Origin of the sequence: Brevibacillus panacihumi, from assembly GCF_003710985.1 — a bacterium.
Taxonomy (GTDB): Bacteria; Bacillota; Bacilli; order Brevibacillales; family Brevibacillaceae; genus Brevibacillus; species Brevibacillus panacihumi.
In genome coordinates this window covers 86,235-109,127 of the sequence record NZ_RHHT01000002.1, presented here as the reverse complement: position 1 = coordinate 109,127, position 22,893 = coordinate 86,235, and the positions used below count along the sequence as shown (strand labels likewise).

The 22,893-nt window shown below is 52.7% G+C and carries 18 protein-coding genes; 9 read left to right on the top strand and 9 right to left on the bottom strand.

Going from position 1 to position 22,893, the window contains the following annotated elements:
* Positions 1–151 precede the first annotated feature (151 nt).
* From csaB to EDM58_RS00570, 3 genes are all read left to right on the top strand, one after another.
* Positions 152–1,255 carry a polysaccharide pyruvyl transferase CsaB gene (gene csaB / locus EDM58_RS00580; protein WP_122911597.1) on the top strand — a complete coding sequence of 368 codons (1,104 nt, stop codon included), beginning with the start codon at positions 152–154 and terminating at the stop codon, positions 1,253–1,255.
* Between the two features lie 34 nt (positions 1,256–1,289).
* Entirely contained in the window at positions 1,290–2,141 is an 852-nt protein-coding gene (locus EDM58_RS00575) for a class I SAM-dependent methyltransferase (protein ID WP_122911596.1), read from the top strand.
* Positions 2,142–2,458: 317 nt separating this feature from the next.
* Entirely contained in the window at positions 2,459–2,848 is a 390-nt protein-coding gene (locus tag EDM58_RS00570; protein ID WP_246000453.1) for a RidA family protein, read from the top strand.
* A gap of 76 nt (positions 2,849–2,924) precedes the next feature.
* Here the strand turns inward: EDM58_RS00570 and EDM58_RS00565 are convergent, their stop codons facing one another.
* Complete coding sequence (locus EDM58_RS00565) at positions 2,925–4,562, bottom strand: putative polysaccharide biosynthesis protein (RefSeq protein WP_122911594.1); 1,638 nt, start codon at positions 4,560–4,562, stop codon at positions 2,925–2,927.
* Positions 4,563–4,745: 183 nt separating this feature from the next.
* Between EDM58_RS00565 and EDM58_RS00560 the strand changes: the two genes are divergently transcribed.
* Positions 4,746–6,122, top strand: coding sequence for a phenylacetate--CoA ligase family protein (locus EDM58_RS00560; protein ID WP_122911958.1), 1,377 nt, complete (start codon positions 4,746–4,748; stop codon positions 6,120–6,122).
* Here the strand turns inward: EDM58_RS00560 and murJ are convergent.
* Complete coding sequence (murJ, locus tag EDM58_RS00555; RefSeq protein WP_122911593.1) at positions 6,097–7,623, bottom strand: murein biosynthesis integral membrane protein MurJ; 1,527 nt, start codon at positions 7,621–7,623, stop codon at positions 6,097–6,099. The genes EDM58_RS00560 and murJ overlap by 26 nt on opposite strands.
* 168 nt (positions 7,624–7,791) lie before the next feature.
* Here murJ and EDM58_RS00550 point away from each other — a divergent pair, with 168 nt between their 5' ends.
* Genes EDM58_RS00550 through EDM58_RS00540 form a run of 3 tightly spaced genes read left to right on the top strand, consistent with a single transcriptional unit; the run spans position 7,792 to position 11,492 of the window.
* Positions 7,792–9,054 carry an O-antigen ligase family protein gene (locus EDM58_RS00550; RefSeq protein ID WP_122911592.1) on the top strand — a complete coding sequence of 421 codons (1,263 nt, stop codon included), beginning with the start codon at positions 7,792–7,794 and terminating at the stop codon, positions 9,052–9,054.
* A 4-nt stretch (positions 9,055–9,058) separates the two neighbouring features.
* Positions 9,059–10,684, top strand: a complete 1,626-nt coding sequence (locus EDM58_RS00545) for a hypothetical protein (protein WP_122911591.1) — start codon at positions 9,059–9,061, stop codon at positions 10,682–10,684.
* Entirely contained in the window at positions 10,677–11,492 is an 816-nt protein-coding gene (locus EDM58_RS00540) for a hypothetical protein (protein ID WP_122911590.1), read from the top strand. The genes EDM58_RS00545 and EDM58_RS00540 overlap by 8 nt, the downstream gene beginning before the upstream one ends.
* Positions 11,493–11,558: 66 nt before the next feature.
* On the opposite strand, the gene EDM58_RS00535 is transcribed toward EDM58_RS00540, so the two are convergent.
* The 3 genes from EDM58_RS00535 to EDM58_RS00525 all read right to left on the bottom strand — a co-directional run bounded on the left by EDM58_RS00535 (position 11,559) and on the right by EDM58_RS00525 (position 15,467).
* Positions 11,559–12,803 carry an MFS transporter gene (locus tag EDM58_RS00535; RefSeq protein ID WP_183187368.1) on the bottom strand — a complete coding sequence of 415 codons (1,245 nt, stop codon included), beginning with the start codon at positions 12,801–12,803 and terminating at the stop codon, positions 11,559–11,561.
* A gap of 67 nt (positions 12,804–12,870) precedes the next feature.
* On the bottom strand, positions 12,871–14,031 hold the full coding sequence (locus tag EDM58_RS00530; RefSeq protein ID WP_246000452.1) for an MFS transporter: 1,161 nt from the start codon (positions 14,029–14,031) through the stop codon (positions 12,871–12,873).
* Between the two features lie 65 nt (positions 14,032–14,096).
* Entirely contained in the window at positions 14,097–15,467 is a 1,371-nt protein-coding gene (locus tag EDM58_RS00525) for a glycosyltransferase (protein WP_122911588.1), read from the bottom strand.
* Positions 15,468–15,611: 144 nt separating this feature from the next.
* Between EDM58_RS00525 and EDM58_RS00520 the strand changes: the two genes are divergently transcribed.
* Positions 15,612–16,760 (top strand): glycosyltransferase, encoded by a 1,149-nt coding sequence (locus EDM58_RS00520; RefSeq protein WP_122911587.1) that lies wholly within the window; start codon positions 15,612–15,614, stop codon positions 16,758–16,760.
* Between the two features lie 98 nt (positions 16,761–16,858).
* Here EDM58_RS00520 and EDM58_RS00515 read toward each other — a convergent pair whose 3' ends face one another.
* The gene (locus EDM58_RS00515; protein WP_122911956.1) at positions 16,859–17,344 is read right to left on the bottom strand and encodes an NUDIX hydrolase; all 486 of its coding nucleotides are present in this window, start codon (positions 17,342–17,344) and stop codon (positions 16,859–16,861) included.
* Positions 17,345–17,541: 197 nt separating this feature from the next.
* Between EDM58_RS00515 and EDM58_RS00510 the strand changes: the two genes are divergently transcribed.
* Entirely contained in the window at positions 17,542–18,369 is an 828-nt protein-coding gene (locus tag EDM58_RS00510; RefSeq protein ID WP_122911586.1) for a M55 family metallopeptidase, read from the top strand.
* 60 nt (positions 18,370–18,429) lie between these two features.
* Here the strand turns inward: EDM58_RS00510 and EDM58_RS00505 are convergent, their stop codons facing one another.
* The 3 genes from EDM58_RS00505 to EDM58_RS00495 form a co-directional block, all read right to left on the bottom strand.
* The gene (locus EDM58_RS00505) at positions 18,430–19,728 is read right to left on the bottom strand and encodes a nucleotide sugar dehydrogenase (protein WP_122911585.1); all 1,299 of its coding nucleotides are present in this window, start codon (positions 19,726–19,728) and stop codon (positions 18,430–18,432) included.
* Between the two features lie 298 nt (positions 19,729–20,026).
* Positions 20,027–20,437 carry a DUF350 domain-containing protein gene (locus tag EDM58_RS00500; protein ID WP_122911584.1) on the bottom strand — a complete coding sequence of 137 codons (411 nt, stop codon included), beginning with the start codon at positions 20,435–20,437 and terminating at the stop codon, positions 20,027–20,029.
* 16 nt (positions 20,438–20,453) lie between these two features.
* Positions 20,454–22,811 (bottom strand): endonuclease MutS2, encoded by a 2,358-nt coding sequence (locus tag EDM58_RS00495; protein WP_122911583.1) that lies wholly within the window; start codon positions 22,809–22,811, stop codon positions 20,454–20,456.
* Positions 22,812–22,893: the final 82 nt, after the last annotated feature.

Here is a 22,893-nt window from a genome sequence, read left to right as displayed (position 1 = left end):
GATGATCATCTTCGCCATCCTTGGCGTTGGCATGCTTGCCATGGGTATTCTCTTTTTGCGCTAGGGGGTTGCTTTACTTCCCATTGTTTACTCGATTATACTTGAGAATGTGTTTTTCCTGTACGTTTGATATAGAAAGAAGGTTCACTCCATGTCGCGAATTCTCATCTCCGGGTACTATGGCTTCAACAATGCCGGAGACGATGTGGTCCTATACGGCATCATCAGCTCGCTAGTGCGGGAACAACCGAATATTTCCCTGGCTGTGCTCTCCAACACGCCAGAGCGTACCGCCGAGCTGTTCGGGATCGAGGCTTATGATCGCTGGAGCCTGGGTACGATTATCCGTGAGTTGAAGCGAAGCGACATGTTGGTCATGGGGGGAGGAACCCTGATGCAGGACGTGACCAGTCCCCGCAGCGTCCTCTACTATCTGGGGATCGTCATGATTGCCAAGCTCCTCGGAAAACCCGTCGTCTTTTACGCCCAAGGGTTCGGACCGATCTTGAAGTCGCTCAGCCGCTCCATGATCAAGCGGGTCGTCAATCGCGTCGATATCATCACTGTACGCGATCACGAATCAGGCGAAGACTTCAAGGCTTGCGGAGTGAAGCGTGCCCCCATCCATGTCACGGCAGACCCCGCTTTGACGATCTCGGCGGATGACATATCGGACGAGCGTGGCAAAACGCTCTTGGAAGGCATGTTTGCGGATGCCTCGAAGCCGCTTGTCGCCATCTCGGTACGTGACTGGAAACAGGAGCAGCATTTTAAACAAAGCATGGCAAAGGCCGCAGACTGGTTTGTCGAGCAGGGCTGGAATGTATTGTTCCTCCCGATGCACGTCCCCAGTGATCTGGCTCCGTCCAGACAAATCATGGACCAGATGACGCAGCAGGGAGCCCGGCTTCTCGATGTTCCCGTCACGTTTCACGATATCATGTCCGTATTGAAGCAATGTGACTACGTCGTCGGCATGCGGCTGCATTCGCTCATTCTCGCTTGCATGCTGCGCATCCCTTTTACCGGAATATCCTACGATCCCAAAATCGATCGTTTTGTCGAAAGAGCTGGCATGCCCAACGCCGGCCATATTACGAAATTGGATGCCAGCTCGCTGCTCACCCTTTTGGCGGAACGGCTGAAGATGCTCGATCAAGAGCGGGAAACAATCACACGCCAAGCGCTTCTGCTGGAACAAGAAGCTGCGAAGAGCAGTGAGCTGGTCTTGAAGGCACTGCACCGAAAGCGATAACGAGATCATAACAGGAAGGAAGGTAGTCTGGAACATGTCCGTATCCTCTCAAATGTTGCTCGGTTTGAACCGACTCTTTCCCCTGCCCGTTCATCCCTTTAACCTGGCGAACGACGGGCAGATGAGCTACACGGAATGGCAGTTTCAAAAAGGGGACCAGACGATTCAATTTTTCCTCCCCTACCACTCTCAAGAGCAGATGTTTACAGGCAAGACGGTTCTGGACATCGGCTGTGGCGGTGGCGGCAAGACCTGCTACTACGCCACTTTCAAACCCGAAAAAATGATCGGCATCGATATCGTCCCCCACTATGCGGAGGAGGGAAATGAGTTTGCCAAGCAGAAAGGCTTGGCGGATGTCGTGTCCTTTATGACTGGCGATGCGGCGAATATGACCTTTGCCGACAACACCTTTGACACGATCATCATGAACGACGCGATGGAACATGTCGGCGAGCCGGAGAAAACGCTTGCCGAATGTTTTCGTGTGCTCAAGCCGGGCGGGCATCTCTACATTAATTTTCCGCCCTACTATCACCCGTACGGGGCTCATTTGTCTGATGCCATCGGAATTCCCTGGGTGCATGCTTTCTTTCCCGAGCAAGCCCTGATCCGCGCCTACAAAGAACTGGTTCGCGATCTGCCGGACGGCGCTGACCGCATCTCGTTCCGCTTCAGCACTGGACCAGATGGACGGGAGACAATCTCTTATATCAATCAGATGACGATCAAACGCTTCCGGAATATTCAGCAGGGAGTTACTCAGCCAGCCGTCTACGAGCGGGAAATTCCATTGCGCAATCAGTTGAAGCCGCTGGCCAAACTGCCCGGACTGCGCGAATTTTTTGTCAAGATGGTGGTCTGTGTCTATCGCAAGGAAGTATGATGTTTGCAGTAAATAAAACAAGGGTGCCCAATCGTAGATTTGCTACGAAGGGCACCTCTTTTTATGGGGAATGACAACTATGGTGATTCTCTCATGGCAGGCTCAGAGGATTTTTTTGGTGGTCATCGAGCTGCGGTGGTGGGGAGGAAAAATGGGAAAACGCTCCGGCGGGTTGGGATCTTCACTTTTTTCCCATTTTTCCTCTGCCAGCATTTCTTAATCCCCCTGCCTCTTTGTTTGCGGGTATCTCATGGAGTTTTCTATCATCTGTTTCTACCATTGCAGTATAATGATTCCAATGAGAGAAGGAGGTACCTATGATGACGATCATCCGCAAAAATCCAGATGTTGTTGCTGCCCCGGTTGGCTCTTATTCGCACCTTACTATTGTGCCGAGAGATAAGGATATCCTGGTTTTGGCTGGACAAGTCGGGACGGATTCTGAAGGAAATGTGCCGGCAGATGTGAATGAACAGCTTCGGAATGCACTTCTAAATGTGACGCGTATTTTGAATAGTGAAGGCGTTGCCTCAGATGGGATTGTGAAAATCAATCTCTGGTTGACTGAGGAGATCGACCGGGATCGCTTTATTGAGATGTGGAACGAATTCCACGGCGGTCAGCCGCCATCCACGACATTAGCTTATGTGTCTGCTCTGGCCCAACCGGCTTTTAAGGTTGAGGTAGAGGCTTGGGCCGCTCGCTAACAAAAAATGCTCCCCAATCGGCTGCAGGTTCATCATTGCAACCTGCCTTACGGGGAGCATTTTATTTTTTTCATTCCTACGATGACTTGGACGACGCCTGCTTTTTCCGAATCAAATTCATAAACGAGCGCAGCTTGTTGCCTCCCGGGAGCCAATCCAGCTCTTTGTCGTCGATCAGCGGGATCAAAAGCAGCGAGCCCAAGTAAATGATCATCCCTACCGCTACGCCAGCCACGGTCTCCACTGCACCCAACAAGCGCAGCTTGTCACCCCAGCCGAGCAAATAGCCAGTCGCTTCCGTCGTCCCCCAAGCCAGAACCAGCATCAGATTGGCGACGAGCAGGGGATACAGCGTGTCAAAACGCCAGTTGATCGGTACGAAGACGAGACGGCTGATGGTTCGCATATTAAGAATGCAGACAAATGCGGTCGCACACAGCCAGGACAGCGAGAGTCCATCCATCCCGAACCAGGATGTAAACAATAGCGTCGCGGCAATTTTTACGATTACACCATACACCAGGTGGCGGGCGGGAATCTTCTCCTTGCCGATTCCCTGCAATATTCCATTGGTTGCAAGCAGCAGCGACAATGGAATGGCAGTCACGCCCAAGATAGCCATAGCCCGCGTCCCCTCGACATCTCCGTACAAAGCGAGATTCGCCCCTTCAGCTACTGCCGTCAGCCCCAATCCGGCCGGCAGACCGATCAGCCAGGCAAAACGCAAGCTCAGCTTGGTCAAGGTCGTGACGCGCTCCGTATCTCCCTGTCCTTTCGCTTCCGCAATCGCCGGCACGATGGAAAGCGCAATCGAGGAGCCGAAGAGACTGGCCATTTGCAGCAGCGGGCCGCCGCGGCTGTAAATTCCAAACCAGGTATCTGCCGTCAGCCCGTCTACCTGCCAGATGTACCGAAAAATATTGATCGCGAGAAACGAGTCGGTCAAGCTGAAAATCGGAATCACCAAAGCACTCAGGCAGATCGGCCAGGCAATTCGCCACATCTTGGAGAAAAAGGCTCGATCATACCACCAGTCCAGTCGCTTCCACTGCGCCCCGACAAAGACCGCGTTCTTGCGGTTGTGCAGCCACAGCAGGAATCCCAAAAATCCCAGGCTTAAAAAGGTACTGATCATCGTCCCGAAGTTGACGCCGGTAATGACAGAATCCGTATCTTCCCCAAGGCGGACCAGGTATAGAGAGGCAATGAGAATAAAGGCTACACGCAGCGTTTGCTCCACGATCTGAGACAAGCCGACATACATCATTTTCTGGTGACCGTAAAAGAAACCGCGGATCACCGCAATCAATGGCACGAATAACAGGGATAAAGAGATTGCCCGAATTGGCTGGATCAGATGGGGATTGCCCATCAGCTTGGCAATCAATGGCGAGCAGACGTAGAGAATCGCGAACAATCCGATCCCGATAGCCCCCATCATAACCATACTGCGGGCCATAATTTGGCCTACACTTCCCTTTTTTCCTTCCGCCAGCGCTTCCGCAATCACCCTGGACAAGGCAACGGGCACACCCGCTGTCGCCAGTACGAGGAAGGTCAAATAGAGCGGATAAACCTCCTGATAGAGACCCAATCCATTATCCCCGACGATCTCCTGCAAGGGGATCCGGTAAAACATCCCGATTACTTTTGATAAAACACCTGCTATGGCGAGGATTAGCGCGCCCGCAAGGAAATGGCTTTTTTTCAACATGGGTAACTCCTTTGTCATGTCCCGGAATGATGGTTCTCCCAAACGGCATGAATCCACCCTCTATCCTACTATCATTTGCCCGTTCCAGCAAACAGGTATAACGATGCAAATAGGCAGGAATACTGGTGGAAACAGATTCCAATGACTTCTTCGAATCGTCTGCCCAAGAAGGAGGAGATGGTCGTGCCCGCAACCGGTTTCTGGATTCGCCGCATACAGTGGCCGATGATGGAGCTGCTCAAAGAAAATCGAACACGTCATTACATGGCAGAATTGCGGCGTGCTCAAAGCCTGCAAACAGATGCTTTGCTAGAAAGCCAACGAAAAAAGCTGGGCAAGCTGCTGGATCATGCGACCCGGGATGTCCCAGCGTATACCGAATTCGCTTCGGAATGGGAGACTCATCGCGAGCAGCCCGAACGCTTTTTGCAGCGCCTCCCCATTTTAAGCAAATCCCGTTTTCGCCAGAACGCTGATCAATACCTCTCCCAACACACAAATCCAGCGAAGTTGATCGGAAACCGAACGGGCGGTTCTACCGGCGAGCCCACCCGTTTTTATCTCGACCGCCCGGCTGTCGAACGCTACGAAGCCGCGCGTTGGCTCGGCCTCTCCTGGCACGGAATTCAGATCGGCGACCCCTGTGTCATGATTTGGGGTTCGCCGCTGGAATTGAATCAACAACAGGAACGGCGTCATCGCTGGAAAGAACGTTGGTTGAAGAATCGCCTCATCCTTTCCGCCTACGAGCTGGACACAGAGCAGCTTCCTGCCTATCTGCGCCTGATCCAGCGTTTTCAACCTGTCTATTTATATGGATACGCCTCGGCACTCCACAGCCTGGCAGAAATGATGCTGGAGCGCGGCTTGTCGCCAGGCATCCAACTGAAAGCGGTCGTCTCCACTGCCGAAAGCCTGCATGCCCACCAGCGGCAGACGATCGAATCGGCTTTTGAGGCACCGGTCATCAATGAATACGGAGCTCGCGACGGCGGAATGATCGCTTATCAATGTCCGAGCGGGCGAATGCACATCTTCAGTGAAAACTGCTTCCTCGAGGTCGTCGATCCGCTCACAGGCATACCGCTCTATCCGGGCGAAACCGGGGCGTTGCTCGTGACTGACTTGCACAATAGCGTCATGCCGCGTCTTCGTTATCAGCTGGGAGACATGATCGCCCTCTCCCCCCAAAGCTGCGACTGCGGGATCAATTTTCCCGTATTGGAAAAGATCGACGGACGAGAAGATGACATGTTCATCTCCACGCACGGAAAAATCGTTCATGGCCACTATTTTAATCATATCATTCGCGGCATGGACAGCTTTCGCACGTTTCAGATCGTGCAGCATGAACCCAGCCGGCTCAGCTTAAAGCTCGTGAAGGATCCGGACACCTATCTGCCCGCAGACGAATCCCGCCTATTGGCTGGCATCCAGGCTGCATTGGGCGATGTCAGCGTCCAGGTCGCTTACGTGGACCACATTCCTCCGAGCGCTTCCGGAAAAGTCCGCTATGCCATTCGCGAATGCCCGCTTACGACTGCCCCCCGGATGGAATAGAGCGTTTGCGCACTTTTTGCAGCAATTCGGCTACCAGCGGTTCGCGCATCACGATCAATGCTGCGCCGTACAAGAGCATGCCAATTGCTACGCCGATGATCAGGTAGATCCAGATTGGCAGTTGGGACAGCCAAGGATCCAGCAAAATAATGCCTCCTCCCATGATTGCGCATGCCAGCAGTGTTTTTACCATCGTCCACAAAAAGCTGGCCTTCACAGGCACGCCGACAGCGCGCCAAAGCAAGACGAACAGCAATGCAGCCTGACTGAAGGCAGACAAGGCCTGGGCCAATGCGATTCCGCCGTGTCCGAGATGCGGAATCAACAGCCAGTTGGCTGCGATGTACACCCCGATCCCGACAATCCCGATGGTGACGGGTGTACGTGTGTTTTCCAGCGCGTAGAAGGCACGAGTCAGCAAATCCCGCGCCCCCAGCGCGTACAAGCCCAAAGCGTAAAAAGGCAGCGCCCACGCGGTCATCGATACGGAAAGCTCGTCAAATGCGCCGCGCTCAAAGGCAAGGCGAATGATCGGCTCCGCATACAAGGTGAGCCCGACAGTAACCGGTACCAGCAGGATGAACAGATACGCCAGTCCTTTTTGCAGGATCAGCTTCATCTCTGTCATCTCTCCCCGCTTCACATGGGTAGCAAGCAGCGGAAACAACGGCAGTGTAAAGGCTCCAACAAAAATCGCCATCGGCATCTGCACGATCTGGTTGGCATTGGCCAGGGCTGAAATCGCACCAGTACCAACTGATTCTGCAAAGCCTCGCTCCAGGAACGTCGTAGCCTGTGCCACGACTGCTCCGATCAGGATCGGCACAACCCGCTCTCCCATTCCTGCCAGAGCTTCATCCTTTTGAAAGGAAAAGGAGAGGCGGTGCCGGTATCCAAAGCGGTGCAAAGTCGGCAGCATCGTAACCATTGCTGCCAGATAGCCAAGAGTTGTCGCAATCGCCAGCCCCTGCGGCCCATAGACGGGAACGAGGAAGTACATGCTCCCGATGACGATTGCCCCATTGGCGACGGTGCCCAAAGTAGGGGTAAAAAAATGCTGATGCGCATTGCACATGCTGGTCCAAAGCCCGGCCAAGCCGATAAATACTGCAGATGGCCACATCCACTGCAGCATGTCTGCAGTCAGGTCGAGTTTGACGCCTGTCAAGCCAAAGAGCCCAGCTACCTCTTTGGCAAACACGACTCCCATTACGGCGACCAGTCCGAAAACAGCCAATACAATGCCAAGCATCTTGTGGTAAAGCCCATCTGTCGGCTGTTTCTTTTCCATCAGACCGCGCATCGTCGGAATCAGGACCGCGTTAATAGCGCCTGGGACGACAAGGAAAAGGGTGAGGGGAATCGTCGCCGCGATGTTAAAAGCGTCGGCCTCCATCCCCGTCCCGTATAATTCGGATACATACACGCTTCGAAAAAAACCCAAAAGTCTTCCCACCAGCGTCAATACGACGATCATGGAAGCAATTCTGATCAGACTCATTTCCAAAACTCCTTATTCGGCGTTCAACCAACCTGCGCGTCAAATACTTTGCTATCATATCTCATTTCTCGCGATCCTACCAATCCCTTTCCCTCCTAACTTGCTAGGAGGTTGTGAAATTCATTATAATGGATTGGTTAATCCCTGCGTAGGAGGACTACAAATCAAATGAAAGAAACCGTGTTGAAGTGGGGAAGTCAAGCAAACACGTGGCTATACTTGTTTTTGGCTTACCCCCTTATCGATTACCTGTTGCGGAACATTCTACCAATTCCAGTCGTTTCGTCATTTTGGGATGAGGTCTTGCTGATGATCCTGTCGGTGTTTACGCTCCTTGCCTATCTGGAAGGAAATCGCACCATGCCCAAAATCAAACATGTGCTTTCCGCCCTGTTTGTTCTGGGAATCGCCCTGACTGTGACGGACATGGCGGTTTGGAAAGCAAGCGTAGAGGGCTTTCGCTCCATCTACCAATACCTGATTGCCTTCTTCATGGGATTCTATCTGCTCAAGTCAGTAGATCAATTGGAAAAACTCTTAAAAGTGCTTGTCCTGGTAGGCTTTGTAACCGGCCTGTACGGAGTCATCCAGGTTGTACTGGGTGTCCAAACTCCCGGATCATGGGTACAAGAGGGCGAAGCGATCACGACTCGCGCCTTTTCCTTCGTGACAAGCCCCAACGTACTGGGCAGCTACATGGCCTTGATCGCACCGATCGCAACCGGATTGTTTATCAAGGTGACCAATCGCAAAGAAAAACTGCTCTGGGCAGGCGTAACGCTGATTACTCTCTTGGCGCTGCTGCTGACTGCATCACGGGGTGCCTGGTTCGCGCTCGCTTTTTCCCTGTTCATCTGTGTCTATATATGGAAAAAACGCGTCGCCTTGGTCCTCGTCCTCGTCGGCATTATCGGCGTGATTGGCTTGTACAACGTCCCCGACGCTGTTCCTGGGCTGGGCTCGCTGAAAAATCGGGTTTTTGGGATCTTCACGAAAGAATACCTGGAATCGAGTATGCAAGCAGGTCGTCTCGACCGTTGGGGAGATGCGTATGACAAGATGCGGATTGAGCCGCTCTTCGGCGTTGGTCTTGGCCATCATGGGGGAGCCGTAGGATATCGTCATTTCGGTACGATATACTCTGACAGCTACTTCTTCAAAAGCTTGGCCGAATTCGGTTTGATAGGGATCACACTGCTTCTCATCTTTGTCACGATGATGCTGAGAAACGGGGTCAAGGCCGTCCAGGCATGGCGCAATTCCCCCCATTTCTTCTTGCTTCTCGGCTTGTTTTGCGGCATTTTCGCTGTCGCGTTTCACAATTTCGTAGAAAACATTTTCGAGGTGCCGTTCATGGCGCTCTACTTCTGGCTGTTTGGCGGCATTTTCAGTGCGTTGTACGCCGATCACATACAATCAAAAAGGGGGTGAATCCATGCGCAGCCGTTCCATTCTTTCAACTTTGGGCTGGGCCGTTTACGCCATCGCCCTGTTTCTAATCTACCAATTGCTCGTGAAGCCCGCGTTTCTTGATCTGAGCTGGATTGCCTTGCTCATCTTCATTCCGGTGCTGGCTGGATTCTACTTCTTGATCCATCCAAGTGAACGACGTCAGGTGCTGGTCTTCACAATCGGTTTCCTGCTGCTGGACCGTGCCCTGACTCGCGTTGATGTGAAAACAACAGCGGCTCTTCTGATCGGCGGTGCGATCGCCGTGATTGTGATCGCCCTCTTGGTCAAATGGTATGGACGCCTCAACTGGAAAGCAGTAGGTGCGCTGGTCGTCATCGCCCTGCTCGCCAATGTCACGTTTAATCGCTATACCTTGACCGCCTTGAGCCATTTCACCGTCCAGGAAGAAACGGCTCGTCTCTACAATGGCGAGTGGGTCGACTACTTCCCGATCACGCTCTACGACGTCGACGGGGATGGCAAACAAGAAGTGATTACCTACGGCAATGCAATGGAGCTGCCTTTGCCGGAAACGGTGGAAAAACCGGAAACCGAAGAGGAGAAAAAAGCGCTCGCTGAAAAACTGCTGCACCTGCAAGCCGAGCCTCTCTCCCTCTATGTCATGCGTTGGGAAAACGGCAAGCTGGTGCGTATGGATAACAAGGAGCTCCCTGCGGAGACCCTGGAACGCATCAAGCACCAGATGCCGACCGACTTGCCTGGCTTCCCTTACTACACGATGAAGGATGACCAGCTCGTTCCCAATGTGCAGCGGCAAAACTTCGCAGAAGGCATGATGCAGATTGGTACTACGCCTTATCGCGCATTCATGCTGGATATTGAGAACATCGCCAACAAGCTGGAAGAGAACAAAGGCAGCATGGACCTGCGCCATGAGCTGGGGCGCCATTACAAAGATTTGCATATCATCAATGGGGTCTTGAGTGGAACTTACGACGGCAAGCCTTTTAGCGGGAAAACAGACGCCACCAAGCTGCTGACAACAATGATGCTGCCCGATGGACGGGAAGGCCTGATGATCATGGGCCAACATATCAGCGTCATGGTCGTGGAAGCAGACGGTTCGCTGAAGGAAGCCTATACGCTCACACGCAAGGAAGCCGAGCTGGCGACTGCCGAATTCATCCCTGCCGATATCGACAACGATCAGGTAGATGAGTTGCTGCTCGCAGGCAAGCCGTCCTACATCCTGAAACCAACGCCGGAAGGAACCTGGGACATCCTGTGGTCCAGCGCCGAGGGCGATACCAGCTTCCGTTTCTCGAACTTCGCAGCGGTAGGCAGCGGAGAGCCTGAAATCATCGCCAAAGCGAAAAGCTGGATCAGTACGACAGACAGCCGATATCTGCGCGGTTTTTCCTATACGCCGGACGGGCTTACGGAGAACTGGCGCATCTATCTTCCGCTCATCAACGTACAGATCGGCGACATCGACGGCGACGGCCAGAACGAGATCATCGGCAATATGTACAACTCACACCGCATTTTGGTGTTCAAACGACACAACATCCCAGTCCTGCCGCTGACCATTGCCGTGTTTGTCGGATTGGTAGCTTACGGAGTCGTAAGGAGGGTTCGCCATGCGTAAGCAAACAAAAATCTTTGCCTTGCTTGCTTCTGTCTGCGTCGCTGCCCTGCTTGGCGGCTGCACCTATGAATCAGGACCGAAAGCTTTTGCTTCCACGAATTTCGATACGACTCCCGCAGCGCCTCCTGAAGGTTTGAATGAATCAGGGGCGGAATGGCTGAAGACTGCGCTGGAAAAGGCGAAAACCGATCCCGACGCGCAAAAATACTGGTACAAGGGACATGTAAAAAACAATATTCTCGCTCGTCAGGTGAACAGCATGTTCAACGGAGCGGTAATCAATGACAAGGGCTACAACGTCGATGCGCGAATCGCCGCCCAGCCCTACCAGTACTATCGGATCGACGACAAGCATTACATCCGTGCCAAGGAGTACTGGGTGACCGCGAGAGACGAACCGCTCGCCTTCGACGTCCTGGCAGGCTTTGAAGACTGGCTCCCCTTTATGGACAAAGCGGTTCAACTGCCGGATGACAAGGTATACGGGACCGAAACGGCGACATTCCAGTTAAAAATGACAGGCGCAGAGTGGCTGGCCAAGAGCCAAAGCCCCTTGTTTGAACCGTTGAAAAAGCAATTGGGGGATCGTCCTGATCTGAATTACATCTTGAATGAATCCACGATCAAGACGACGTTCTGGATCGGCAAAGAAGACCGGCTGATCCACCAGTACGAGACCTGGATCATCCTCCCTCTGCCAGAAGCGGGAACCATGGACCAGCAAGTATTTTTCCAGCTGTACAAGTACAACGATCCGGGCATCCATATCAAGGACCCGTCAGAAGTAGAACGATATTTGCTGTATTGAACCACAACAAAAAGAGCAGTCGGACAGATCAACCATCTTCCCGACTGCTCTTCTTCTTTTCTTTGGCTACATATTCGCGCTGGTTGTCAGGCGTTTCTTTTCCTGTGCACGCCACATGCTTGCAGCACCGAGCAGCACCGTAAAGCCGCCAGCCAGCACAAACACCCATCCAAGCCCCAGCCAATTTCCCAGAATCGCCCCGATAGATGGCGCTGTAAAAATCGCGATTCCCTGTACAGCCATGGCGACCGCTGAGACCCGCCCAATTAATTCCTTCGGTGTCTGGGTCTGGAGCAGGTACGCATACGGAACCGTCATTCCCACTCCGACCGCGCCTGTCACCGCAAATAGTACGACCCAGAAAGCGGTGTTCCCATGAGCAAAACCGTAGAGAACTCCAGCCGCCGCTACCAGCAACAGCAAGCCGGAGACGATTCTTCCCACCGCCATGAACAGGATCGGCCAATTCCGCCACTGCGTAAACTGCCCCGTCAGCAATGCACCCAGCACGGAGCCTGCTCCCACAGCCCCGGTGACAAGACCATATCCCAGCGTGTCCATTCCCAACGCTTGAACAAGCGGTGGGAAAAACCCGTCATACAAAAAAATGATAAACATGGACAGACCTACGATCATCACGGCAGAACGGATCAGAGGATTGCCAAACAAAAATCGGATCCCCTCCGCAACATCACGCAGAAAACCGTGCTTCTCGTCTCGCGAGTAATCGGCAGCGGCTTGTACGCGCGGGAGAGCCAGCATAATGAACCAGCCAATAAGGTAAAGCACCCCCTCTACCGCAAAAACGGCTGCCGGAGATGAAAAAGTCAGCAGCAGGCCTCCGATGGCGGGACCGATCATTTTCATTCCATTTGAAACCATTTGCCCCAAAGCGCTCGCTTCTGCCATCTCCTCTGCCGGCACGAGATGACGTAGCAGGGACTGACGGGCTGGTTCACTGATGGAGGCCAGAGTCGATTTCAGAAAGATCAGCGGAAGCAGCATATACAGATTTTGTGCCAGCAAAAAACCTATGATCACCAAGACGCGCAAAAATGTGCTGAGCAGTAGGACCATTCGGCTGGAGAGCCGATCCACCCAGACAGAAGCAAAGGGGCCGATCAATAAAAAGGGAGCGCCCATCGCGATCACAGCCGCTGAGTTCGCTTCCAGTCCCAGCTTCCAGGTAAAAGTAATCAGCGCTCCTAAGGCCAACAAGTCCATCCAATTACCAAGATCGGTAAAAACCTGTGAAAAAAAGAAGGTTCGGTAAGAGCGGTTAGACAGCGGAGAAAAGACATGTCGTTTCACGGTCAGTCATCCTTTCCTGTTCGTCTTCCAAACGTAACAGAGGAATGTCAGAGCCGTATCAAATGACTTATTGATGGGAACATTCAGTTTGGTCTGTCAGCTTCGCTCTCAGGAGCAGGCTGTACAGGAATGCAGCGAACGAAAAGCAGGCCATGGCCCAGTACAGAGCATCTCCTCCGATCTGCTGAAACACCCAGCCCCCCGCAATCGAGCCGACGATGCCGGATATCCCAAAAAAGAGGACGGCCAGCACTGTCTGTCCCGTCGCTTTCCACTCTTCCGGAATAATCCGATAGAGGTACTGAATGGACGCTGTGTAGAAAATGACGAAGGTAATGCCCTGCGAGATTTGCAAATAAACGACCCAATCCGGGCTGGGAGCGATCGCACACAGCACATACCGCAGGGTGTACAAAGCAGCCGCGATCATGATCAGTCTCATTTCGCTCCATCTCCGCAGTATCCAGGTGCTGATGGCAAAAAATACCACCTCACTGACAGCAGCGAGAAACCAGGCTTGTCCTACCTCTCCTGTGGTGCCGCCCAAGCTTTGCACATAGACCCCCAGAAAGCTGTCATTGGTTCGATGCGGTGTGGACACCAGCAGGACGAGCAGAAAAAAGCGCAGCGTCCGGGGATAGAAAAAGAATTGCTTCAAATCCTGAAAAGAGAGCTTTTTGCTGCTGGCAGGCGCATCAGGCACGAACACGCAAAAGCCAAACGTCAACACCCCGTATCCCACGAACAGCCACGCCAGTGATTCCATCCCCCACAAGTCCACCATCCAGCCGATGACGAGGGAAGACGTAGCAAAGCCGATCGCTCCGTACGTCCGAATGGAGCCAAAGCTGATCTGATGGTTCTCTGCAACCCGATAGTTTAAGCTCTCCGTAAGTGGGTCTGTCGGCATCAAGAAAAAATACATCGCTGCCACCAGAAAGAGCAAAACCAGAAACTGGCTGCTGGTGAACAAGAGGAAGCCGATCACGACCGAACAGCCAACAGTTATGAGAATGATCCGCTTGAGCGTCTTTGCCCTGTCGCTCAACATCCCCCAAAAGGGTTGTGACAAAATTCCGATGAACGAGCCTATCCCAACGAGCAGCCCAAGCTCCCCCGGGGCAATTCCGCGAAAGGAGAGATAAACTGGCAGAAAAGAAATAAACATGGAAAGAATGGAAAAATAAAAAAAATTGTACGCCCGCAAGCGCTGTACCTCAAGATTCACGTTCACATCTCACCTATCTCCCAAAATCCCCCGCAACATCGCGTCGCGGGGGATTGGGTGGAATATTATACGTTGATCAGTTCGTCCATAAGCTGCGCCAATTGTCTGGCCTGCTCGCGCCGTTCATAGGGCTTCACGCGCTCGGCAAAATCAGCTCCGCGATCCGGTTGGCCATCCGCAGCAACCCCACGATCCTTCCATTCGCGATACAGCCGCAAATACGCCTGCTTGATCGCTGCCTTGTCCTGTGGGTCAGCCACCTGTCCGAGATGGAACTGCTCGATGATCTCTGTCGCCTCACCCGCTTTGTTCAGGGCGAGAATCGGTTTGCCGATCCCCATGTACTCATACAGCTTGCCTGGAATGTAAGCCCCCGCATCTGCGGAGACATCCCCGATCAACAGCAGGGCATCGGCACCCTTCATCAAGCCCAGCGCTTCCTTGTGCGGCAGGTTGCCCATCTGTCTCACGAATTCATTCAGTCGCAGCCGCTCGACACAGTCGCGATTTTCCGAGTAGCCCGGGTAGTCGAACACTCCGGCAAAGCTGAGCAGCAAATCATTCTCATCCACTTCTTTGGCGTCGATCAGCTCGCGGATCGCTTCCAGAAGCAGGCGCGGATTTCGTTTCTGATACAGAATTCCCGCATAGACAGCATGGAATTTTTCAGGAGCGGCATGCAAGGGCTGCAAATCCTCAAAATCCGCCTGATCAAATCCGTTGTAAATCAGTTCCAGCCGTTTGATCCAGGCACCGTGTTTTTTCCGGAAATTCTCTGCGAAGGTAGCGGTAACTGTCGTGATCGCATCAGCCTCTGACATCACTCCAGTCTCCATTCCCTCCTCCAAGCGTTCGCGCCAGGCAATCCCGGAAGTGTGCATATTTTGCGTCCAGGGATCGCGAAAATCTGCAACCCATTTGCAGCCGGTCTCTTTCGCCAGCTTGCGAGCTACCAGATGATTGGTAACGGGGCCCGACGTCGAAAAAATCACGTCGATCTTTTCACGGCGCATGATCTCTCGCCCCAGTTTCAGTGCATTGGGCAGCCATAGAATCTGATCGTCCGGGATCAAGAGGTACGGCTTGACCTGCTTCAAAATGGACACGACTTGCTTTTTTAATGCCGCCTTCAGGGATTGGCGCGGAGGCGAAGCGTCCACGGCAGTCTGGTTCGCACCAGCAGGGACAGCAGCAGAAGCAGCCCCTCTTTTGGGAATCAGGGGCATTTCTTTCGCACGATAGATCTGTACCTCAGGCGGCAACTGTGCCAGCAGAGTAGGGTCCAGGGTAGCATGGTAAGCCGGTTCGACAGTCAGGACATGCACCTTCCAGCCAAACTCCCCCAAATATTTAGCCATCTTGAGAGGGCGTGGAACCCCGCCACCCCCGATGGGAGGAAATCCATAGCATATGAGTAACACGTTGCGGTCTTTCATTTGGTAACCTTCCTTGTCCAAAAGCGTCTGATTGCAGGTGATTTTCCTTCTACCTACGATACCACAAGTGGCGTCTTATTGCGAATCTATCAAGCATCTGCTATAGTGAAAATGGCTTTGTAACTACGATTTGGGTGAAATTAGATGAGCAAACTACGAGTCCTCCACGTGATCGGCGGAGGTGAATTTGGCGGCGCAGAACAGCATATTCTCAATCTCGCCTCCACGTTTCCCGCTGATGAGGTGGAGGTGGCGGTTGTCTGTTTTTATGATGCCCTTTTTGCCGGCGAGCTGAAAAAGGCGGGAATCCAGGTCATTACGCTGGATCAATTCGGCCGTTTTGACTTGCGTCTTTTGCTTGCGCTGCGGCGTACATTCCAGACATTCCGGCCGACAATCATACATACCCACGGCATCAAGGCGAACTTTTTTTCCCGGCTTGCCTCACGAGCCATGCAAATCCCTCTGGTCACTACCGTACACAGCTCCTTGCGTTACGACTACGCAGGAGCCTTGGCCTATGTGATCGTCAGTTTGATGGAGCGGGGAACCCGCCTCTGGAATCGGCATTACATCGCGATCAGCAGGGCGATTGCGGAGATTCTGCGCAAGCAGGGCGTGCCAGACGAGCAGATCAGTGTGATCTACAACGGGACAGATCTCTCCCCTTACCGGCAAAACCAGCTGCGTGAGAGCGATCGAAGTCGACTGCGTGCGGAATGGGAGATCCCGCAGGATGCTTTCCTGTTTGGGACAGCTGCTCGTTTTGTTCCGGTAAAAGGCTTGCCGCTCATGGTCGATGCCTTTGCCCGCCTGCTGCGAGAACGAACTGGGGATGCAAAGGATTCGTTGCCTTACCTCGTTCTGATCGGAGATGGTTCCGAACGCTCCCTGCTGGAGAACAAGGTGCGTGAATTGGGCTTGGAAGAACGTGTCCGCTTTGCCGGCTTTCGACAGGATATTCCGGCCTGTCTGCATGCCTGTGATGCCTTTGTTCATTCGTCGCTCTACGAGGGTCTCGGTTATACGCTGATTGAGGCGATGGCCTCCGAGGTGCCTGTCGTCGCCAGTCACGTCGGAGGAGTCACGGAGTTCGTCTTTCATGAGCGGACAGGTTTGGTTGTCCAGCCTGGCGATACAGCCGGACTGGCCCGTGAGATGGATCGCCTCCTGCAATCAAAGGAACTGCGCAGCCGACTGGCGAAGAATGCTCTCGAACACGTAGAGCACACGTTTACGATCGAACAAATGACCCGGCATATCCTCGATTTGTACAAAAAACTGCTATCATGATGATCTGGCACGATGCGTCTTGCCCTATAGGCAAGCCATCGTGCCTTCTTACATAGGTGGATCTTTCAGCCTCTCCTCCATTAGAAATTCCGATATACTCAGTCGATAACATGATGTACCGGAGTTAACGTATAGTTCGTGATTTTTTTATTCGAAATGGTGCACTTATGCTCATAACATTCGTTACTATTCAAAACCTTTGGTAAAAAGAGCGGAATCATTTCTCCTACTCCAAAATTGTCATCGGATAAAATCCAATCTATCGATTTCCAATCTAATATACCTTCATTTATTTTTCGGGGGGTTACATACACATAGTCCTGTGGTAGTTCCGATAAAAACACATACATTCCACCTGAGAATGTCCCATCCACCTCCCATGTAACAATCCCTTTAAAAATAGCATCCTTTAATTCAATTCCCGTTTCCTCGAACGCTTCTCTTAATGCACACTCCAATGGGGTTTCGTTGTCTTCTCTTTTTCCCCCTACACCGTTCCAAAGCCCTTTTGTTGGGGCAAAATCTCTATTCAACATTAGTAAGCGATGATTTTGTCTAATTAAACACAATGTATAGTTATACATATACATTCCCCCTCCCATTCCCATATATTTCCTCCCTAATTGTATTGCTGATCTGCTTGTACGTAAAGAGATCGAATGAGCATAAAAATTCGGAACGTCATGAATACAATTTTTAAGTTGCCTCTGTATCCACAATTTGGTTACATAGAATTGAAACGATGATTCTAGGAACCCCTATGAAAGGTTGGAGATTTTATATGAAACTTTTTCTTTCCGTGGACATGGAAGGCATCTCCGGAATCGTGGATACGAGCTATATCAATCCCGACTCCGGCGTCAACTATCAGAGAGGCCGGCAGTTCATGACGCAGGATGCCAATGCCGTGATAGAAGCAGCACTTGAGTGGGGAGTAAAAGAGATCGTCGTAGCAGACAGTCACAACACGATGAACAACATCCTCTGGGAATCGCTTCATCCGGCAGCGCGCCTAATCGCCGGAACTCCTCGCGATTGCTCCATGGTGCAAGGCCTGGATGAAAGCTTCGACGCCGCCATGTTTATTGGTTACCACACTCGCCAAGGCATCCCTGGCGTTCTCAGCCATACCATGTCCGGCGTGATCCACAATCTGTACGTCAATGGGCGCGTCGTCGGCGAGTTTGGCTTTAACGCCATCTACGCCGGCCTCTATCAAGTTCCTGTCTGTATGGTATCCGGCGACAACCTGATTGCTGTTGAGGCAAGCGAACTGATCCCAGGCATCAGTACCGCCATCGTCAAGCAGGCTGTCTCCCGTACAGCCGCGCTTTGCCTCTCGCGCGAAGAAGCGACTTCCGAGCTGAAGCAAAAAACGAAGGCTGCCCTCTCGCAGCTAAAAACGATTGCTCCTGTCCAAACTGCGACTCCCTTGGAGGTAGCCATCGAATTTTCTCATGCAGGGCAAGCAGAGTTGGCGGCCATCGTACCAGGCTCCCATTACGAGACCTCAACCTGCACAGTCTCTTTCCAGGCAGCCGATCAAGTGGAAATGTACAAAACCATGCGCGCGATGCTGAATCTCGCTTCCGGTGCAGAGTTCTTCTAAAGAAAAAAACCTCGTCAACCACGGCTTTTCAACCGATTGACGAGGTTTGCTTCTTTTTGTTTAGATGCGGACGACCGTTACTTTTTGGTCCAGTTCTCGCGGAATGCGGTTTTTGGTATCCAAAAGAACCGGGGAATCCGCCATTTTGGCGATTAGACTTGTCCAATCCGCATCAGCGAACTCCTGTTGCACAGCGGTCAGCATGAGGGCATCTGAACCAGCTACAGCCGCATCGAGGGTCTGTGCCTTGTGTTCGTAATGGGTAGGAACTGCTGGATCATAAGATACCACTTCGACGCCGCGGGCTTGAAGACGATTCACGAGGTCATGCACGGGACTGACGCGATCGTCGTTGGAAAAGTCCTTCATCGCCAACCCGAGAACGGCAACACGACTGCCCGCAAGCGCTTTTCCCTTTTCCTTCAATGCTTTTTCCAGCATGTCAACCAGCACATTAGGAACTCCGTCATTGATCTGGCGTGCTTGCTGCAGAAGCGGCAAAGAGACGCCCAGCTCGCGTGCTTTAGGCTGCAGGTAGTAGAGCGCATTCGGCAGGCAGAAACCACCAACACCCGGTCCCGGAGTCAAAAGATTTACCCGTGTATGCGTGTTGGCCACTTTAATCAGCTCAAAGGTATCGATGCCGAAGGATTCCGCAAAGCGGGCAAATTCTTGAACCATGGCAATATTGACATCACGCTGAATATTTTCGATGACCTTCGCAGTCTCGACGACGCGAATGTCTGAAATCGTCACTTCCGTCTCGCTGATGAACGATAGCAGTTCCAGGCCTTTTTGCGCACTTGCTTCATTTATGCCCCCCAGGACGAGCGGCATGTGAATGAACTCCTCAAAAGCGCGCCCTTCTGCGATCCTCTCCGAGCAATAAGTCAGGTAAAAATCGACCCCTGCGACGAGTCCGCTCGCTTCCTCCAGAATCGGCAGGACGACTTCCTCTGTCGTACCCGGAACTACCGTACTGCGGATCATCACGGTATCGCCTTTTTTCAAAACGCTCCCCAAGGTCTGGGCGCATCTTTTCAAAGGCTCCAGATCAGGGTCGCCATTGTGTACAGGCAGACCGGCTGTAACGATGTAATGCTGTACTTCCTTCGCTGCCTCTTCATAAGAAGTTGTTGCATAAAAGCGGCCGGCGTCGATTTGCTCGCGCAGGATCTCGCGCAAGGTCTTTCCTTTATAGGATTCCAAATGGTGAGAATTGGCTGCATTGATTTCTTCCACGACACGGGGCAATACATCAATCCCGACAACCTTTGCCCCTTTCATGGCATAAGTCAAAGCCAACGGCAAACCGACAAACCCCAATCCCACAACAGCGACGCGTACAGGCTGTGTCATTGCGTATCTCCTCTTTCCATTCTCTCTTGGCATATAACTGCGCATAGTAGCGCAGGTGTTGTCTGGCATCCATTACATCAGGTAGTAAACGCCTGCAATGATAAACAGTGCGCACATCACAATGAGCACCTTGTACAAGGTTTCCAACGACGCGCTCCTCCCCAACCAAATAATCAGCATCGATTCAATCGCCGGGTCTTCTTTTTGCGAATCTCTCGGATGTGTCCCGCAGGCTCTGCCAATGGATTATTATACTCTCGATTTCCCAGAGGTTCAACCCGATGCGGGACTCCACCCGCTAACGCACGAGACTGGCACCGATCACATAGGAAAATCCGATCGAGATCATCATGGCTATGAAGCCGATTGCCAGATTTCCTTTGGCGATTTCATCGTCAATCTTATAACCGGGTGTCATAAACTCGAAGATAAAATAGCAGACCAGCAAAAGCACGTAGCCAAACGTTCCCCAGATCAGCGCTTGCCCGATCGAGACATGCTCGGAGATCGAATAGCGGAATATATTGGCTATCCCAAATATCTTGCCGCCTGTTGCCAAGGCAACAGCCAGATTTCCTTTTTTTAGCTCCTCCCATACCTGGTAGCGCGTAACCAGCTCAAACAGGGACAAAAAGACGATCATCGCCAGTCCCGTAACCGCAAAATTGGCCGCTGTCGCAAAGTATGGATTGTGTAGAAGGTCCCCCATAGCTTCTCCTCCACCTTTATTTCAGTTCGGCAATGGTAGCTCCAACGCCGCCCTCTCCCTGTCCGCCTAGACGGAAGGATTTAACATTGCGATGGTGGCGCAGGTATTCATGCACGCCTTTGCGCAAAACGCCTGTGCCATGACCGTGAATGATGGAGACAGAATGCAGTCCGGCCAACAGGGCATCGTCCAAAAATTGTTCGATTTCGCGAATGCCGTCCTCCACGTTGTAGCCGCGAAGGTCCAAATCCATTTTGATGGAGTCGCTTCTGCGTTTTACAGATGTGTACGGGGCTGCCTGCTGCTCGTTTTTGGCTGGCTTCACCACGTTCATGTCATCCCGTTTTACTTTCATTTTCATGATGCCGATTTGCACCAGATATTCGTCGTTATTCACTTTTTCCAGAACAAAGCCCTTTTGGCCGAAGCTTGTGACCATGACCTCGTCCCCTACTTTGACTTGTGTGGCACGGACGGCCTTCGCTGGTTTTTTCACCTTTTCCTTTTCCAGCTCCAGCACGGCATTGCCGAGTCGCTTTTTCGCTTCAATGAGACGGTGTTCCTTGATCTCGACGCCCTCGTCGCGCATGTCGCGCAACTCGCGGATGATCGCTTCGGCCTCTTCCTTGGCTAACTGGACAGCGATTCGCGCCTCGTCCTCCGCCTGCTCCATCCGCTTGTTTTTTTCTTCGGCAAAACGTGCCCTTTCCTCTTCCAGCTGGCGGCGCAATTCTTCTGCTTCCCGGCGCAGCTTCTCTGCTTCTTGCCGCTCGGCTTCTGCGGTCTTGCGATTGCGCTCCAGGGAAGCAATCATGCTCTCCACCTGATTGTCTTCTTCGCTGATGGAGCCGCGCGCCACTTCGATGATCTCCTCGGGCAGCCCGAGGCGTCGAGCAATGGCAAAAGCATTGGAACGACCCGGGACACCGATCAGCAGCCGGTAGGTCGGGCGCAGCGTCTCGACATCAAACTCCACGCTGGCATTGATGACCTCAGGCCTGTCGTAGGCGTACGCCTTCAGCTCACTGTAGTGCGTTGTGGCTACCAGCCTAGCTCCGGAGGAGATCACATGATCGATGATGGACATCGCCAATGCCGCTCCCTCTGTCGGGTCCGTACCGGCGCCCAGCTCGTCGAAGAGGACCAGGCTGCGCTCATCCATCGAAGCCAGGATGTGAATGATGTTGGTCATATGGCTGGAAAAGGTAGAAAGGCTTTGCTCAATAGACTGCTCATCCCCGATGTCGGCATAGACTGAGGAGAAGACCGTCATTTCACTCTCTTCCTCTGCCGGAATATGCAATCCCGCCATCGCCATCAGGGACAGCAGCCCGATCGTTTTCAGCGATACCGTTTTCCCCCCGGTATTCGGTCCGGTGACGACAATCGCCTGATACTCGCCGCCCAGCTCTACATCTACAGGGACGACTACCTCACGCGGAATCAGCGGATGACGCGCTTTTTTCATGCGCAAATAGCCGCTGTCGTTCAAGCGCGGACAGACCGCTTTCATGCTCCAGGCTAATTGAGCCTTGGCAAACATGAAGTCAAGCTCAGTCAACGCATCCACATTTTCCAATAATGCTTCCACCGCGAAGGAAACCTGTTCGGTCAGCAGATACAAAATCCGCTCTACCTCACGCTCCTCGCGCAGGCGAAGCTCACGCAGCTTGTTGTTCATCGTCACGATGACTTCCGGTTCGATAAACAAGGTAGCTCCCGACGCTGACTGATCGTGTACGATGCCTCCGAATACATGGCGATACTCTTGTTTGACCGGGATGACAAAGCGGTCTCCACGGATCGTTACGATGTTTTCCATCAACATCTTCTGGTAGGAGGAAGAGCGGGTCATCTGATCCAGCTTTTCCCGAATGCGCGATTCGACCTGCCTGATCTCCTGGCGAACCTGGCGCAGCTCCACACTGGCGCTGTCCAGCACTTCGCTGTTTTCGTCGATACAGCGGCGAATCTCAGACTCCAGATCACGCAATCCCTCGATTCGCTCAGCCTGGACTTGCATCAGGGGGAGCTCCACGTTTTCTGCCATATCCAGCAGAAAGTTTTTCAGCCTGCGTCCAGAGCCGATCGTGCTGGCGATGTCCAACAGTTCGCTTGGAGAGAGCATTGCATTGAGCCTGGCGCGTTGAACAGGACCACGGATGTCGCGTATTCCTCCCAGTGGCGCGCTTCCTTTCAGACGCAATACCGTCGCGGCCTCTGCTGTTCCACGCTGAGCGATATTTGCCTGTTCCAGGGTCGTGGCCGGGATCAATTCTGCCGCTTTTTCTTTGCCGTATGTGCTGGACGCCTTGTCGATCAACATGGCGATAATTTTGTCGTATTCCAAGGTTTTTAAGACCCGTTGTTCCACTTTGATCCTCCTCATATCCTCCTTCGGCCTCGCCAACATAGCTTATGCCGCAGGGTGTCAAGCTTCTTCATCGGTGATTATC

Bases quoted from the DNA above. Each gene is read 5' to 3' on its own strand.
- csaB (WP_122911597.1), top strand. From the start codon at position 152: ATGTCGCGAATTCTCATCTCCGGGTACTATGGCTTCAACAATGCCGGA.
- EDM58_RS00575 (WP_122911596.1), top strand. From the start codon at position 1,290: ATGTCCGTATCCTCTCAAATGTTGCTCGGTTTGAACCGACTCTTTCCC.
- EDM58_RS00570 (WP_246000453.1), top strand. From the start codon at position 2,459: ATGATGACGATCATCCGCAAAAATCCAGATGTTGTTGCTGCCCCGGTT.
- EDM58_RS00565 (WP_122911594.1), bottom strand. From the start codon at position 4,562: ATGTTGAAAAAAAGCCATTTCCTTGCGGGCGCGCTAATCCTCGCCATA.
- murJ (WP_122911593.1), bottom strand. From the start codon at position 7,623: ATGAGTCTGATCAGAATTGCTTCCATGATCGTCGTATTGACGCTGGTG.
- EDM58_RS00550 (WP_122911592.1), top strand. From the start codon at position 7,792: ATGAAAGAAACCGTGTTGAAGTGGGGAAGTCAAGCAAACACGTGGCTA.
- EDM58_RS00545 (WP_122911591.1), top strand. From the start codon at position 9,059: ATGCGCAGCCGTTCCATTCTTTCAACTTTGGGCTGGGCCGTTTACGCC.
- EDM58_RS00540 (WP_122911590.1), top strand. From the start codon at position 10,677: ATGCGTAAGCAAACAAAAATCTTTGCCTTGCTTGCTTCTGTCTGCGTC.
- EDM58_RS00525 (WP_122911588.1), bottom strand. From the start codon at position 15,467: ATGAAAGACCGCAACGTGTTACTCATATGCTATGGATTTCCTCCCATC.
- EDM58_RS00520 (WP_122911587.1), top strand. From the start codon at position 15,612: ATGAGCAAACTACGAGTCCTCCACGTGATCGGCGGAGGTGAATTTGGC.
- EDM58_RS00515 (WP_122911956.1), bottom strand. From the start codon at position 17,344: ATGTATAACTATACATTGTGTTTAATTAGACAAAATCATCGCTTACTA.
- EDM58_RS00510 (WP_122911586.1), top strand. From the start codon at position 17,542: ATGAAACTTTTTCTTTCCGTGGACATGGAAGGCATCTCCGGAATCGTG.
- EDM58_RS00505 (WP_122911585.1), bottom strand. From the start codon at position 19,728: ATGACACAGCCTGTACGCGTCGCTGTTGTGGGATTGGGGTTTGTCGGT.
- EDM58_RS00500 (WP_122911584.1), bottom strand. From the start codon at position 20,437: ATGGGGGACCTTCTACACAATCCATACTTTGCGACAGCGGCCAATTTT.